At 41.6% G+C, this 14901-nt stretch carries 13 protein-coding genes; 4 read left to right on the top strand and 9 right to left on the bottom strand.

All coding sequences use genetic code 11. The features are described 5' to 3' along the window. The first annotated feature begins 6 nt into the window (after window positions 1-6). From JI65_RS04460 to JI65_RS04445, 4 genes are all read left to right on the top strand, one after another. Window positions 7-852, top strand: a complete 846-nt coding sequence (locus JI65_RS04460) for a hypothetical protein (RefSeq protein ID WP_191014182.1) — start codon at window positions 7-9, stop codon at window positions 850-852. 276 nt (window positions 853-1128) lie between these two features. Next, window positions 1129-1341: a helix-turn-helix domain-containing protein gene (locus tag JI65_RS04455; protein ID WP_002702244.1), complete on the top strand. Its 213-nt coding sequence runs from the start codon at window positions 1129-1131 to the stop codon at window positions 1339-1341. Further along, window positions 1342-1752: a HipA N-terminal domain-containing protein gene (locus JI65_RS04450; protein ID WP_197971898.1), complete on the top strand. Its 411-nt coding sequence runs from the start codon at window positions 1342-1344 to the stop codon at window positions 1750-1752. It abuts the gene before it with no gap. Between the two features lie 85 nt (window positions 1753-1837). Next, window positions 1838-3583: an XAC2610-related protein gene (locus tag JI65_RS04445; protein WP_191014181.1), complete on the top strand. Its 1746-nt coding sequence runs from the start codon at window positions 1838-1840 to the stop codon at window positions 3581-3583. A 123-nt stretch (window positions 3584-3706) separates the two neighbouring features. Here JI65_RS04445 and JI65_RS04440 read toward each other — a convergent pair whose 3' ends face one another. The 9 genes from JI65_RS04440 to metG all read right to left on the bottom strand — a co-directional run bounded on the left by JI65_RS04440 (window position 3707) and on the right by metG (window position 14619). Further along, the gene (locus JI65_RS04440; protein WP_191014180.1) at window positions 3707-5083 is read right to left on the bottom strand and encodes a sigma-54-dependent transcriptional regulator; all 1377 of its coding nucleotides are present in this window, start codon (window positions 5081-5083) and stop codon (window positions 3707-3709) included. Window positions 5084-5089: 6 nt separating this feature from the next. Continuing rightward, entirely contained in the window at window positions 5090-6307 is a 1218-nt protein-coding gene (locus JI65_RS04435; RefSeq protein WP_191014179.1) for a two-component system sensor histidine kinase NtrB, read from the bottom strand. 34 nt (window positions 6308-6341) lie between these two features. Further along, window positions 6342-7583, bottom strand: coding sequence for a DNA polymerase III (locus JI65_RS04430; RefSeq protein ID WP_191014178.1), 1242 nt, complete (start codon window positions 7581-7583; stop codon window positions 6342-6344). After that, window positions 7583-8059, bottom strand: a complete 477-nt coding sequence (locus tag JI65_RS04425; RefSeq protein ID WP_191014177.1) for a CvpA family protein — start codon at window positions 8057-8059, stop codon at window positions 7583-7585. Before JI65_RS04425 ends, JI65_RS04430 begins: the two co-directional genes overlap by 1 nt. Before the next feature lie 15 nt (window positions 8060-8074). Continuing rightward, complete coding sequence (murG, locus tag JI65_RS04420; protein WP_191014176.1) at window positions 8075-9223, bottom strand: undecaprenyldiphospho-muramoylpentapeptide beta-N-acetylglucosaminyltransferase; 1149 nt, start codon at window positions 9221-9223, stop codon at window positions 8075-8077. 78 nt (window positions 9224-9301) lie between these two features. Continuing rightward, window positions 9302-10279: a hypothetical protein gene (locus JI65_RS04415; protein ID WP_191014175.1), complete on the bottom strand. Its 978-nt coding sequence runs from the start codon at window positions 10277-10279 to the stop codon at window positions 9302-9304. A gap of 130 nt (window positions 10280-10409) precedes the next feature. Beyond that, window positions 10410-11066, bottom strand: coding sequence for a hypothetical protein (locus JI65_RS04410; protein ID WP_191014174.1), 657 nt, complete (start codon window positions 11064-11066; stop codon window positions 10410-10412). Window position 11067: 1 nt separating this feature from the next. After that, window positions 11068-12144: a lipid II:glycine glycyltransferase FemX gene (locus JI65_RS04405; RefSeq protein WP_191014173.1), complete on the bottom strand. Its 1077-nt coding sequence runs from the start codon at window positions 12142-12144 to the stop codon at window positions 11068-11070. A gap of 129 nt (window positions 12145-12273) precedes the next feature. Next, window positions 12274-14619, bottom strand: a complete 2346-nt coding sequence (gene metG, locus JI65_RS04400; RefSeq protein ID WP_191014172.1) for a methionine--tRNA ligase — start codon at window positions 14617-14619, stop codon at window positions 12274-12276. Window positions 14620-14901 lie beyond the last annotated feature (282 nt).

Genomic DNA, 14901 nt, shown 5'->3' with positions numbered 1-14901 from the left:
AAGAAGATGAATTTTGGAAAAATCGTTTTGATTGCGGTGGTTTTGCTCAATTTCGCTGGCTGTTTTGGAGGAAGAAAATTGAAAAGAGAATACAACACAAAAGAAGAGTTACAGCAGGATATTGTGAACGCGGTAAGCGAGCAATATGGAATGCAGTTTGAGATTACTCCTGCTCTTAGTGGAAGTAATGCAACAATGGCTTTAGGCTGGGATTATGGATTTTATGGTTATTTGCGTCCTGCCGATATTCCAGAAGCCTATAAGAATTTCAATATCTATACCGACTACACTGTCGCTGATACTGTATATTTTGAGACTCAGGCACATGTCCGTATATTTGAGAAGCAACTCAAAGCTGATGTTGAGAAAATCCTTGACGACATCGGAATGAAGTATGACATTCTAGAATTCCGTGGGATGAGCAGAAATGTAAGCAAATGGTCCAAAAACTCAACTTATGAGGAATACAAGAAAACAAATGATTTTGAGACTTGGATTTACATTAAGCTGCCTAAACAAGAAAAAATAGGAATTGAAAATAACAGAAAATATTATGCACCTATAGTCTTGCCTATGGTAAAAAAATTGTATTCAGCTCTTGAGCCTGAATATAATCCGACCCTTATTTTTTATTTGGATAAATATGAAAAGAATGTTTACACAAATGAAAATAATGAAGATTTTAATAAACCAGTTCACAGGGTGGAGAAAAATGCTAAACTTGTTTGGCTTGATTTGAGCAAGTTTAATAACTATCTTGACTGGACAGAACATGACATTGAATCAGAAATAGCAATCATTTCAGAGGACCATTTCATCACCGCATGGAAAAAGGCCAACGGCGTGGAGTAGCAGAAAATGAAATCGCTTGCCAAGCAAATTGCATTCACAATCATCGCAATACGGTCTTTTCTCGTTCTTTCCTCATGTTTCACAAGTTGCTTTGGTTGAAGTAGAATGGCTGGAATTGCTTGAATTGGATGACTAAATGATGCCAACAGCATGGAGTAGTCTCATTGACAACGCCGAACGGCTAAATTATACTTAAAAAGTAAGAATAAAGCCGAACGGCTAAGTTTGTGTTTTTTTTTAGCAAAAATTAGCCGTTCGGCTAAATCAGGGAGCCTTATGAAAATCAGCGATTCAAAAGAGCTGGGGAACGCAATTCGCGAGCGCCGAAAAGAATTGAAATACACTCAGCAGTACATTTCTGAAATCACGGGATTCAGCGTGAGTTTTTTGTCCGACCTTGAGAACGGAAAGCCCACCTGCGAAATCGGAAAAACGCTCAGCCTCATAAATCTTCTTGGGCTTGATTTGAATGTGGAGGCTCGGAGCTAGATGAAAAAGTTCTGTCTGAAAGTCCTGATTGAAATTAACGGGCGTTTTGTTCTTGCAGGACAGATTTCTGGTACAAGTTCCCGCGACGCAGTTTTTTCCTACGCGGACTCATTTCTTTCAGCCCCGAACGCAAGGGCAATTTCCTTGAGCTTTCCTCTTTCTCATAAAGAATTCGATTCGGAATCGACAAAAATATTTTTTGACGGACTTTTGCCTGAAGGTTTTACCCGACAGTGCGTTGCGAACAACATTCATTATCCTTTTATTGCCACCGCCCTTGAAATTCTGAATACTACAGAAAATCGATATTCTGGTATCCCGACCATTTATGTGGAAATGAAAAAAGCAGGATTGTTTGAGCCGAAATTTGAGAATATAATTTGTGAAGAATTACATAATTCCGCTTATTGAGGAAGGAAAACTGAAATACACAATCTCTGAAAAGCCAAAAAGCAAAAATCAGCAAATAGTGGCAAAAAGTTAAGGACGTTTCAAAATGAATAAAAAAAGATTTGTACAAACATTCTTTCTAACAATACTCCTTTCTCTAATCACGATTTCTGCTCTTTTTGCGCAAAATGCACAAAGCGAAAAAGATTTTCTGCAAAAACACAGAGATGTCATTGAAAAAGCAGAAATGCAATGTTCTGGCTCTGAAAAAGCGTTCTTTGAATCGGCGGAAATGCAAAAGCTGATTGTTGAATATTGCGAAAACCAGGCAAAAGAAAAAGTGAGCTGGCAAAATATTTACCAAAATGTTCGCGGAAAATACTACAAGCTAAAAAACGCACTTTCACTTGGCAATGGCATTTATTTTCTGAATTACGAACTTATGATAAGTGTGGATGCCGAACCTAACACTTATTATCTTTGCCTGACTTACGGCACAAAAGAAAAGCAGATTCTCAATTGCTCTTACAAAACAACGCAGAAAATCCCGCTCAATTTTCACAAAAAGGAATTCGGCAACGAAACTGTTTTGTATTGGATTGGCGATTTTTCTCATCTTGAAGGAAATGCACACTACGCGCTTTGCGTTGATGATGCCTTTACGTTTGACCCGCTCGCTACTGAACTTCTTTTTTATTCAAGCAAAACCGAAGAAATATCGTTTGAGAAAAAATTTAAGTTTGAAGGCAACCATTTATACGTCCATGGAAGCCATTATGATTTTGAAAATTCCACGTGGTATGACGGCTTCGGGCGAGAATATTATTTTGCCCTGCATTACACCTGCTATGTTCAGCGGCTTTTTATTGAGCGTCTTGCAGAAGCTGGGGACAGAGAACATCAGCACCCGCGCCGTTGGGCTTATGTCAAATGGCAGGGCGGAGACTGCAATTTCAGACTTCCCATGTCAGACTTTGAGGCGAAAAACTTTGGTTTCGGTGATTTTCAAGAAACAGACGACGGATTTGCGCTTTCGTTTGACTGGGGCGGCGGAAATTATCTTTGGTATGAGACATTTTTCTTTAAAGAAATCGGCGATGAATATTGTCTTTACAAAATCAAATCAGACTGCACAACCCCGACGGGCGATAATTACGAATACGAAACCGAGAGCGAAACCCGCACGCTCAAAACGCCCGTAAAAGCAAGCGAGCTTACCACGGAGCGGATTATGTTTCTGCTTGGGCGCGGAGATTTTTACAAAATCACGGTGAATTGCCCGGACAGCGATTTTGGCAAAGAAGTTCAGGACAGGACAATGCACCTCGAAGTCAAAAAAGACGGTGAGCTTTCAGAGGTTCTTAATTACGAAATCAAGACCGAAAACGGTTTTACCGCCGTGAACAAAAAATATTTTGAGATGGCTGACCTGAACTTTGACGGCTATGACGACATCGTGATTCTGGCGGGCTACACAATGCGCGGCGCACAGCCTTACTATGACGTGTATTTCTGGAACATCGAAAAAGGCTGCCACGAGCTGAATCCGCCGTTTTGGGAAGATTTTTCGCCGACTTATCTTGCTTTGGACAGCGAAAAGCGGCTGATTTATTCAATGGAAAACACAACTCACGGCATTTTGATTTACAAAATCCACGAGTTTAATGGCAGCAGCTACGAGCTAAAAGGTACGCTTTATTTCAATTACACAAACGACGAATATTCCTACGATTACGGCGAAACGTCTGTGGACGAGGACGGGCAGCGACCAGAAACGGGCACTTGGCTTGAAGAAGAGCAGCTTTCTGACGGATGGAAGCGCGCGATTCATGGCAAAAGATTTGAGTTTTAAGGAGGAGGAAAAATGGGAGTACCATGGGACGGAGACGCACTTCGGGCGGTATTTTTATGGCTGTAACGGGCGGAATCGCGCTTGTCTCGGGGATTCAGGCTCTTTGTTCTGCCCACGTTCAAGCTATTCCTGAGAAGTTTCCTCGTCGTCGTTTTCGAGTCCGTATTCCTGCAATTTTCGGTGCAATGTTTTTCGGCCAATGCCCAAAATATCGGCAGTTTTCGATTTATTTCCTTTATTTGCTGCAAGATTCTGCTGAATCAAAATCTTTTCGGCTTCGTCAAGAGAAATTCCCACTGGAATTGCGATGTTCTCGCTTTTTGACTGATGACTCACTGTTGGCGGCAAATCGTCGAGTGTGATTTCGTCCCCGCTCGCCATTACAACGGAACTTTCCACGCAGTGCTGAAGCTCACGGATATTTCCCGGCCAGTCGTATTTGTAAATCGCCGCCCTAGCCCGGCTGTCAAAGCCCTTTACGTTTTTGTTGTTTTCGGCATTGTATTTTTCCAGGAACGCATTCATCAAAAGCGGAATATCGTCCTTCCTTTCGCGTAACGGCGGAACTTCAATGTGGATTCCGTTCAGACGAAAGTACAAATCTTCGCGGAAGCGGCCTGCCTTCACCTCTTCTTCAAGATTCCTGTTCGTGGCTGCAATTACGCGCACATCAACTTCAAGCGTCTGCTCTCCGCCAACTCGCTCAAATTTCTTTTCCTGCAAAACGCGCAAAAGTTTTACTTGCACGGTCTGATTTATTTCGCCAATCTCGTCAAGAAAAATCGTTCCGCCGTGAGCCTGCTCGAATTTTCCTTTGTGAAGAGACTCCGCGCCTGTAAATGAACCTTTTTCGTGACCAAAAAGCTCGCTTTCAAGAAGAGTTTCGCTCAAAGCCGCACAGTGAACTTTTATGAACGAGTTGTTTCGTCTGCTAGAAAGTTTGTGCAAAGCGTCCGCAACAACTTCTTTTCCTACACCGCTCTCGCCAGTCACCAGAACGCTGATTTTTGCGTCCGCAACTTTTTTTACGAGCGTAATGACTTTTTGCATCGCAGCACTTTTTCCAATAATTTCATCAACCTGATGGTTTGAATCAACTTCTTTCAAAAGCTGCTGATGCTGCAAACTAAGCTCGCGCCCCTGCAAAGCCCGTTTTACAATCATTTCAAGCTGCTCAAGGTTCAATGGCTTGGTCAAAAAATCATAAGCCCCGTCGTGCATTGCTTGTACCGCCGCATCAATCGAGCCGTGTCCTGTAAGCACAATCACAGGAATTCCTGGAGTCTCAGCCGTAACGTGACGCAAAACGTCCTCTCCGCTAACGCCACCCGGCATTCTCAAATCTGTAATAACAAGGTCAATGTCGCCTTTCGAAATAAATTCCAATCCTTGTTTGCCGTTTTCAGCGACTTTTACGTTGTAGCCGTCCATTTCAAAATCTGCGGCAAGTCCCTCTCGAATATTTTTTTCGTCATCAATAATAAGAATCGTAAATTTCATAGTCACCTAGTTTTTTACTGTAAGAAGTCGTTTGTCTTTTTGAGGAATCGGGAGCACTATCGTAAAAAGCGTTCCCTCGCCCAAAACTGATTTTACCGAAATGTCACCGGAAAATTCTTTGATGATTTTGTAAGCCATTGCCATTCCAAGCCCGGTTCCGTTCGCTTTTGTCGTAAAATATGGCTCAAAAACGCGGCTCGCCGTCTGGTCATCCATTCCGCAACCGTTATCGCAAAAATACAGATAGAATTTATCATCCTTCACTTCGGTTTTGATTCTTAACGCTCCGTTCATCGGGTTGTTAAGTTCTTCAATTCGTTTGATGATTGCCGCAAGGGCATTTTGGGCAAGATTTACGATGACTTCCCTAAAAAGTTTTTTGTCCAAAAGCAGCCGCGGACAATCTTTGCAAAGTTTTGATTCAACAATAACGTTTTTTTCGTTGAATTCTGGCATAAAAAACGCAATGAATTCTTCGAGCAGTTTATTTGGCTCCACAAGTTCCAGATTCGCAGAAATCGGTCTCACCGCCATCAAAAAGTCAACGACGATTTTGTTGAGCCTGTCAATTTCCTGATTCACAACGTCAAGATGATTCTCCAAGAATTTTGGTTCAGGAAGTTGCCCGTCAGAATCACGCTTTTTTCGGATTGCCTTTTGAATAAGCTGAATGTGAATGCTGATTGCGCCGAGCGGATTTTTAATTTCGTGAGCCACGCTCGCCGCAATGTTCGTAAGGCTTGCAAGCGTTTCCATGCGGTGCAGGAGAATTTCCTGATTTCGTTTTTCTGTAACGTCCTCGATTCTTACGATTGAGCCGATAAGATTTGACTTTTGAACGAGCGGCGAAATAAAAATGTCGATGAACCGTGTTGAGCCTCCTGTGGTGGTAAGAGTGAATTCATCGCTCACGTTCGTATTCTCGTTCTGAAAATTCTTTTTTAGAAAATCCGAAACTTCATCCTCTAAAATCAACTCCCAAACCGCAAGATTTTCCACATCGGAATCCTCAGGATTTTTTGAAAACTGCAAATAACGCTCTGCCGCCTTGTTGATTTTTATGAGATGAAAGTCAGTGTCCACAATCATCAATCCCGTGGCAAGGGACTGAAAAATTGAGTCGAACATTTCGTTTTTGTTCGAAATATCCGAAACCAATGACTGAATCTGTGCATTTGAAAGTTTTGAAAGTTTTTGAGTTACACGTTTAGAAAATTCCTGCATTCTCACACCTTCCTTTTGACGCTTGTTGCCTAACCTACCTAAAAAGCTGCGCCCGGTTTACCGTCAAATCCCGCGTAAGTTTTTCGATTGCCGCTACAGGACTTTGATTGTAAATCGTAACGTTGTTGTAGCAGTCGCCGATTACCGAAAGATTTTTTGACCACAAATCACAGTTTTGGGCGGACTGCATAAAATCTTTTGAGGAATTTAAAATTCCCGCAAGAAAAATTTTGAACAAAAAACGTGGTTCAAAGCCTGCGCACGATTTTACGATTTTGTCGGCAGGCGGAATTTGATTCCGTTTTATGGTCTCGTAATAATTTTTTGCAATCTGATTCACATCAAAAATGCTCACTGGAAGAAAAGTCTGCAAATAATCGTCGATTCTAAGAGAATCCTGATGCTTGTGATTTTCTTCGGCGGCATGAAAAACTCGGTCAATAACTTCTGACTGCTGCTCGATTGTGCGTTCAGAAAAACTGTAAGTCCTTACTCTAGAAAGAATTGTCTGCATTACAGCTCCGCGCCGGCTTGTCGTAAGAATAAAAACCGTGTCACTCGGAGGTTCTTCAAGGATTTTTAAAAGTGCATTTCTTGTGGCTTCGAGCATTCTTTCAGCGTTTTCAATTATAAGCACTTTTTTTCCGCCGTTGGATTTTAGCCTAGCCCAATTCGAAGCATTTCGGATCTGATTAATCGGGAGCGAGTCGTACATGAATGAAGATTCCAGTTTGTCGCACTGTTCAATGATTTTGGTCAAAATCTTTTCGAGTTTATCGTTTTCTGGCAAATCCTTGTCTGGATTAAAAGTTTCCATTTGCTCGTCGATTGTCTGAATTACAGGTGAGATTTTTGAAACTTTTTCATCGCTCTCCCATAAAATCTGGCTGAAACGCATTGTAAGTTTTCTTACGGCTCGGATAAAAAAATATCTTGATGCCATAAGGTGACTTGAATTATTTAGCGCCGCCGAAAGAAAAGCTTTTTTTGCGGCAAGAATTTCTAGCGAACAGTCGCGCGGTCCTGCAAGAAGAATGTCGGCGTTTGTAAGCTCCTTGTTTTTTTTGCAAGACGGACAGTCGCAAAGCCAGTGCCCGCGAGGCAATGCCTGAGTTCCCCGCCCGCTACAAGAAAGAATTCGCGCGATTTCAAGGGCGCAAGTGAGTTTTCCGCTGGAAGCTGGTCCTGAGAGCAAGATTGCGCCAGGAAGTTTGTTGCTTAAAATGTCCGCCTTTAAAAGGGAAGCCGCGTTTTGATAAAGCAGATTGTCAAACATCAGACTAAAATTCCTGAAACTCTGTTAACGGGTTTTTGCAAAACTGGCAAAAAAAGATTATACAAAAAACTTTCGTTCAAAATTGGCGAAACTTGAAACCACGGCTGGGCTTTTATAAAAATAAAAAGAAGGCAGACAAACAGACAGCCTTCAATAACGCCAAAAAAAAATCCCAAAGCATGATTTAAGCTCCCCATGACTACACCGCTAAAAATTGCGTTTATAATCAACTGGCATAATTTTAGGAACATAAAAACCACGACAAAAATGATGAAAAAAGCCAAAACCAAATCGATAACTTTGTTCGTTGTAATTTTTGTTAAAAGCGGAGCTACCATTGGACAAAAATAGAATGCTGCGAGCAAACTGGCAATAAAAGCGAACTTGCCGAACACAACGTCTACGAAACCTCTAAAGGCACAAATCATTGCGACAAAAAAAATAAAACAAAGAAGAAGTGCGTCTACGATATTCATTTTTCCTCCATGAAATTATTCTGCAGAAATTTCTTCGAGTATAATCTCTGCAATCTTTTTAGCAGGTCGTTTTCCAGCAGAAAGCGCCTTTGAAGCCGCCGCCGCGTTTATTCGTTTTGTGGAATCGAGCATTTTTTCGAGTGATGATTTTAGATTCTCAAAATTAACGTCATCGCCCAGAAGCATGTCGGCCGCCCCTTTTTCAACAAAGAATTTAGCATTGTCAACTTGATCTCCACGCGTTCCTGAACCGCAAAGCGGAATCAAAACCATTGGCTTACCAAGAACTGAGCATTCCCAAATCGAGTTTGCCCCCGCACGAGCCAAAACAACGTCTGCGCACGAAATTACATCGCACATTTCTTTGTAGATGAAAGGATGTAAAAAGTAGCCGTCGTGATTTTTAGGCATTGCGTCTGCGTCTTTAGCTCCGCACTGATGAACCACGTTGAATCGCTCGCAAAGCCAATCAAGATTTTCGGCAACAAGCTCGTTAATTTGGTGCGCGCCAAGACTTCCGCCCAAAATCATAAGAATCGGTTTTAGCGGATTGTAGTCGCTTCTGTTTGCAAAAAGAAATTTCTTTCCGTTCTGCGGATTTGGTTCATAAAAAATCGGGCGGACTGGGTTCCCTGTTACAAGTGCACGCTCACGCTTATCCGCTCGAAGATATTTTTTAGTCTCCTCGTAAGAAACAAGAACTTTTTTTGCGAACCGAGAATTTATTCTTGTGGCAAGCCCTGGCGTAAAGTCGCACTCGTGCGTCAAAACAGGAATTTTCAGCAAAGAAGCTGCCATGCACGGAGTTACGCTGACGAAACCGCCTTTTGAGAATACAAGGTCCGGTTTTAGTTTTAGAAGAGTAAAATAAGACTTTACGAGTCCCGCAAAAATTTTAAAAACATCGAGAAAGTTTTGCAGCGAAAAATAGCGGCGGAGTTTTCCGCTCGGAACGCCAATGAATTTATCGATTGAGCCGGACTTTTCAACAAGTTCTCTGTCCATGCCCTTATTATTTCCAATCCAGAAAATCTGAATTTCTTTTTGATTTGATTTTGCAAGTGAACGAAGCTCGTCCGCAACGGCAAGCCCCGGATAGATGTGTCCGCCCGTTCCGCCGCCAGCGAAAACGAACGTCAATTTGTTGTCATTTTTGGTTTTCATACGTGTCATTATGACACACTTGGGAAGTATGCACAATAAAAAAGACCGGAAAAATCCGGTCTTAAGCAAATTACTTTATTAAAGCTTAACTCTGAAACTGAAAGCACCGCTCCACAAACCATCGTCCCAAATGTTTCGGAGGTCTGCAGAAATGCTCAATGTTGTCTGAAGAACAAGGAAGTTCAAACCAACACCAGCATAAATCTGTGGCTGAATTGCACCAAAATCAAAGCTGTCTGTTTTGTAGTTTCCAGAACCGTTTGTAGCAACTGTTGTTCCTAATTGTTTTGCAGCATCTGCAGCAGTCAAGAATTGGGTATTTTTAACTTTCCAGTCGTATGAGTTGTCACATTTTGAAACGAGTCCTCTAAGACCAACGAATGGAGTAAAAATCAAGAATGATTTTGAAACCTGTGCCTGAGCATACATTGTGTGTATTTTGTAATCAACGTTCAATTCTGCATCGCTGTTTCCAGCTCCGAACGAACCCTGATTATAGAAATATCCTACACCAACAGAAAGTTTTGGCAATACAAGTCCGCCTTCCAAAAGTGCGTAACGGAAGTCAAAGCCGACCGTCAAGAAGTCAACGTCAAGGTCACAACCCATTGCACTTGTTGAAAGAGTTCCAGTTTTCATAACGGCAATGTCGCAGTCGAACGGAAAGAGAATTCCGCCGATGCGAAGGTCTGCTGTAAATACTGGATAATAATAGCTGTCTTTGATTCCGTCGATTTCGAGTGCAGAAGCAGCTTTTGCGATTCCGCTTGTGTCAATGTGCGTCAACGCAACGTTAAAACCGCCTCCCAAGTGGAACGGAACTGACGGAAACAACTTGCCGATGTAAGCGTCGGCCCATACGTTCTGCTGTGTAGCTGCCTGTGGAATGGCATTTGCAAGCTGAGTCGTAAAATCATCAAGCCCATCATTGATTGTGTCAGCAAAATAGTTTGGATTGCTAGTCAGACTTGAAAAATCGCTTCCGTCCAAAGCATAAATGCTTGAAGAAAAAGTCAGTGCTGCAAAAGCCAAAATTATTTTTTTAGACAATTTCATAGATTTCCTCCATTTGATTTTAGAAAAAAAAGTTGTGAATGTAATTCAAAAACACTTTGAAAATTCACAACCTATTTTTATTCAACTATATTATACTGTAAAAATCAATAAAAACAATGTTAGTCGTCGATTAGTCTTCAATCTTTGGAAGATGAACCATCCACTTGTCATCGATTTTGTTAAAATAATAGTAAACAACTTCTTGCTCGTCTTTTACGGCAATTGCTTTTACATAATTCTTTGAGACGTATCGGATTTCTTCAACAACAGATTCCTTTCGTGACGGAATGAAAACGAATTTAAAATAGTCTTCCAATGATTTTAACTGCAGCCCTTTGATTGGAAGTTTTTTCTGTGCTTTTCGCAAATTTACAGGTTGGCTCCAATAATCAATCGATTCCTGGTCTATATACGCACACCAAAGCCGAAAGTTCCGGTCTCGCATAACTTTTGCAAGCTCGTCAATCGTGCTCAAAACAAGTTTTTTGTCGTTCTCAAAAGTGTCTTTTGAAACATCAAGTGTTCCGACCGAGCGATTGTATTCTGCATCAGAATCATCTGTTTTTTCTTCTGCAACAGGTTCAGGCGCAGGAATTGGAACAGGTTCTGATTTTGGTTCTTCAACAATTTCTTGATTAGTAGTCTCTTCTTTTATAACGTTTCCGTTTGCATCACGCTTTACGGTTTTTATTCCTCCTGTTGAATAGGATGAAGCACAGCCTGTCGAAAACAGCATCATGGCGATGCAGAATGATTTTATTAAAAATTTTGAATTCGTAATTTTCATTTTATCGTCCCCTAATTTTCTTTAAGAATATTTTATGATACCACGCCCGTAGATTTTCGGCACAAGTGTAAAGCTTGTATAATGGCGAGAGCGGAATATCAAAACTTCCGGGTCTGTGCACTTCTTTTCCGCCAAAACCGGTTTTAAAAAGATAAAGTCCGTGCATAGGGTGATTTTCGTCTCCCGTCGGCGGAATCCCATAAAAATCATAAATCTTCGAGCCGAATTTTTTTGCATCGCAAATCGCCGTCCACTGAACCAAATATGCCGGCATAAGGTTTCGCTTTTCGTTTCCGCTGCATCCGTAAAGGTAAATTGCCTCGTCTTCCTGAAAAAGCGTTACGATTGCCGCCAAGTCCTGCCCTTCGTGACTTGCGATATACAAAGTGACTTTTGATTTTTCATCAGAACGTTCCATCAAATCTTTATAGTAAGAAATCGAATGCATTCCGATTCCGTCGCGTTCGGCGGTTGTTTTGTAGAGCGAATAGAAAGAATTCAAATCTTTTTCAAAATTCTCGTCGCCTGCATGAACCGCACGTACTTTTACTTCATGCTTTGAGGCATAGCGCACGTTGTATCGCCATTTTGACTTCATGGAAGAAAGCAAGTCGTCTTCTGACTTTGAAAGTTCAAGATAAGTGCTGTCCGGCGGCTGAATATCAACTTTGTTTTTTAAAATCGTGAATTTATTCTTTGAGAATGATTCTTTAAATTCTCTCTTTTCTTTAAAATCTTTTATAAAAGCGTCACGTTTCTCTACCGTATCAAAGTCCAAAGGTAAATCGTAGCGAACACAAAGAGTGCCTTTTGGAAGCACAGATTTTATTTTTTTTGAGAATTCCCCAACTTTTGCAAGATATTCGCATTCATCCTGCAAAACATTCTGAGAATCTTCCATGTAATTTTTGTTTTCAGGATATTCAGGAGCTAATGGCACATAGGCAATTGAAAAACGCAATGGTGCCCGACCAAAACTGCGTACGAGAATATTTATTCCGTCTTGTGATATTTTTTTCCATCCGTGTGCGCTTTTAAAATCGCACCAGAAATTTGTCTGTTGAAATCGTTTTGACATATCATAAAGATACTAAAATTATAAAAATTCGACTAGTAGAATGAATGATAATAAAAAAATTGTTCCGAAGCTGATTCGAAAACTGTGAATACAGATTAGGGCTGCCAAAACTGACAGCCCCGATTGTTTTTAGCCAATTTCGCTGTTCAAAGCTTTTACGGTTTTAATCTCTTTTCCGTCGGCAAGGAGTTTTTTTCCTGCAATCTGGACAGAACCGTTAACGGCATTGATAGCTACGCTAAAGAATTCATCGCCCGTGATTTCAGCCTTTTTCTGTGCATTTGCATCTGCACCTTCAAGAACGATTCTTGTTCCAGGCTTAGCCCAGCTTACATCGAGAACTTCAACGCAGTCTTTGTCGCCGTCTTTGTAGTCCCCTGCAAGAAGCATTCCTCGGCTCTCAACACCTCGCATTGTTCTTGGAGCAAGATTTGCCGCAATCACAACGTGTTTGCCTAAAAGTTCTTCTTCCTTCAAGTACATTCTTAAGCCCGACTGAATCGTTCGAGGAGTTCCGCTTCCGTCATCGAGAGTTTCAATGTAAAGTTTTTCACCCTCCGGATTTGGTTTTACGTCAACGATTTTTGCGACCAAAAGTTCGATGTTGGAATTAAAGAAATCTGCCTGCTCTTCAACAGGAAGAACCACAGGTTCTTTTTTCTCTTTTTTGGCTTTCTTTTCTTTCTTTTTCTTGTCGGCAGATTCCGCGTTCTCGGTTCGTGCGTCCTGCTTTCCGGCATAGCGTGCGCGATACTCGGCGGTCTGCTTGTCGTCAATCGGCCTAAAGTAAATTTCTGTAGCCGAAATTGAATCCAATCCTTCAAGTTTTCCAAGGTCATCCCAGGTTAAAGCGTCTTCCTTGCCAGGATTTCCGTAAGTGCTTGTGTAGATTGATTTTCCAAAGTAGCTTGCAACTGTCTGCGAGTATTTTGGAAGATACGGCTGAATCATAATCATCAAATCTTTGATTGCATAGGCAAGATTGTAGAGAATATTGTCGGCAACTTCTTTGTTTTCTTTGATTGCCTTCCAAGGAGCTGCGTCCTGGAAAGCCTTGTTACAAATGTCAGAAATTTCGAAAATCTCGTGGAGAGCGTCTTTTAACTCGGCCCACTCAAGAAGTTCTGTTACTTTCTTTTCTTTTTCGATAATCTGCGCCCAAAGAGCTTCGTCTTTCTTTCCAGCAGGAATCTTTCCGCCGTAGTTTTTGTTTGTGAACGTCAACGCGCGGTTAACAAGATTTCCGAGGTTTCCGATAAGCTCTTTATTGTATTTTTCCTGAAAATCCTTCCATGTGAACTGGTAATCCTGTTTTTCCGGGCGGTTAAAATAAATGTAGAATCGCCATGCGTCGCTAGGAATTCCAGATTCTTTTGCGTCAGAACCGAATACTCCGATTCCCTTTGATTTTGAGAATTTTCCGTCTTCGTAATTCAAGAATTCTGTGGAAGACATGTGGAAAAGTTTTGTCCAATCTTTTCCTGTTCCGATTTCTGAACACGGGAAAACTACCGTATGGAACGGAATATTGTCTTTTCCGATGAACTGGAAGAGTTTTAAATCTGCATCGTCTTCGAATTTTTCTGTGCTTTCAGATGGAAGCCACCACTTGCGCCAGTCAAAAGTCTGTTTTCCGTTCGCTGCCATTTCATCTGCAAGCTGTTTTGTAATCGACATGTAGCCGATTGGCGCATTGAACCAAACGTAGAAAACTTTGTTTTCGTATCCTGCCTTTGGAACCGGGATTCCCCACTTTAGGTCGCGGGTAATTGCGCGTTCGTTCAAACCGTCACGAATCCATGCTTTTGTCATCTGGATTGCGTTTGCAGCCCATTTTCCTTCTTTGCTGGTTTTTCCCATCCAATCTTCAAGTTTTGGAGCGATTGAAGGAAGGTCAATGTAAAGATGTTTTGTTTCCCGAACTTCCGGTGTTGAACCACAGGTGTGGCAACGTGGTTCAAGAAGCTGAGTCGGATCAAGAAGAGTTCCGCATGAGTCACACTGGTCACCGCGTGCATCCGTAGCTCCGCATTTTGGGCAAGTTCCGTCTACATATCGGTCGGCAAGGAACATGTTGCATTTTGTACAGAAGAGCTGTTTTGACGAGTGCTCTTTTATGAATCCGTTTTTGTCAAGCTCATTAAAAATGAACTGTGTGATTTCGGTACACTCTTCGTTTGAGGTGCGACCGAATTTATCAAAGGCGATGTCGAACCACTCGTAGATATCCTTGTGAATTGCGTAGTAATAGTCGCAAAGTTCTCTAGGCGTTTTGTTTTCTTGCAAGGCCTTTGTTTCCGTGGCAGTTCCGTATTCGTCGGTTCCGCAGACATACATTGTTTCATATCCGCGAGAACGGCAGAAGCGGGCAAAAACGTCCGCACTGAGCATCTGGATAAGATTTCCAAGATGCGGAATATTGTTTACATAAGGCAAAGCTGATGTAATTAATCTTTTAGTCTTTATATTCTTCATAAAAAAGAATTATAGATGTTTTGAAAGGTTTGCTCAATTACGTTATGCGAATAGGACTTCCGCAGTATAAACTTGTAATGGTAAAAATCTGTTGGTCGTCCGGTGCAGCGTTTCAAAAAAAATGATGGCTGACCAAGGGAGCACAATAAGCGAATTCTGTCACAAGAGTAAACTTGTGTGCCCCCGCCAGTTTTAGAAAAACTAGCGTTTCATTTTTGTCTCACCGCTCAGAAGCATTTTTTGGCATTTGCGAAACGTTGCCTTTTTTGCCGGCTAACAGAT

Origin of the sequence: Treponema zioleckii, assembly GCF_014737315.1 — a bacterium.
GTDB classification, from domain to species: Bacteria; Spirochaetota; Spirochaetia; order Treponematales; family Treponemataceae; genus Treponema_D; species Treponema_D zioleckii.
Note: the sequence above shows the minus strand (reverse complement) of the source record. Positions and strands in the feature narration are given on the sequence as shown.

Bases quoted from the DNA above. Each gene is read 5' to 3' on its own strand.
- JI65_RS04460 (WP_191014182.1), top strand. From the start codon at position 7: ATGAATTTTGGAAAAATCGTTTTGATTGCGGTGGTTTTGCTCAATTTC.
- JI65_RS04455 (WP_002702244.1), top strand. From the start codon at position 1,129: ATGAAAATCAGCGATTCAAAAGAGCTGGGGAACGCAATTCGCGAGCGC.
- JI65_RS04450 (WP_197971898.1), top strand. From the start codon at position 1,342: ATGAAAAAGTTCTGTCTGAAAGTCCTGATTGAAATTAACGGGCGTTTT.
- JI65_RS04445 (WP_191014181.1), top strand. From the start codon at position 1,838: ATGAATAAAAAAAGATTTGTACAAACATTCTTTCTAACAATACTCCTT.
- JI65_RS04440 (WP_191014180.1), bottom strand. From the start codon at position 5,083: ATGAAATTTACGATTCTTATTATTGATGACGAAAAAAATATTCGAGAG.
- JI65_RS04435 (WP_191014179.1), bottom strand. From the start codon at position 6,307: ATGCAGGAATTTTCTAAACGTGTAACTCAAAAACTTTCAAAACTTTCA.
- JI65_RS04430 (WP_191014178.1), bottom strand. From the start codon at position 7,583: ATGTTTGACAATCTGCTTTATCAAAACGCGGCTTCCCTTTTAAAGGCG.
- JI65_RS04425 (WP_191014177.1), bottom strand. From the start codon at position 8,059: ATGAATATCGTAGACGCACTTCTTCTTTGTTTTATTTTTTTTGTCGCA.
- murG (WP_191014176.1), bottom strand. From the start codon at position 9,223: ATGAAAACCAAAAATGACAACAAATTGACGTTCGTTTTCGCTGGCGGC.
- JI65_RS04415 (WP_191014175.1), bottom strand. From the start codon at position 10,279: ATGAAATTGTCTAAAAAAATAATTTTGGCTTTTGCAGCACTGACTTTT.
- JI65_RS04410 (WP_191014174.1), bottom strand. From the start codon at position 11,066: ATGAAAATTACGAATTCAAAATTTTTAATAAAATCATTCTGCATCGCC.
- JI65_RS04405 (WP_191014173.1), bottom strand. From the start codon at position 12,144: ATGTCAAAACGATTTCAACAGACAAATTTCTGGTGCGATTTTAAAAGC.
- metG (WP_191014172.1), bottom strand. From the start codon at position 14,619: ATGAAGAATATAAAGACTAAAAGATTAATTACATCAGCTTTGCCTTAT.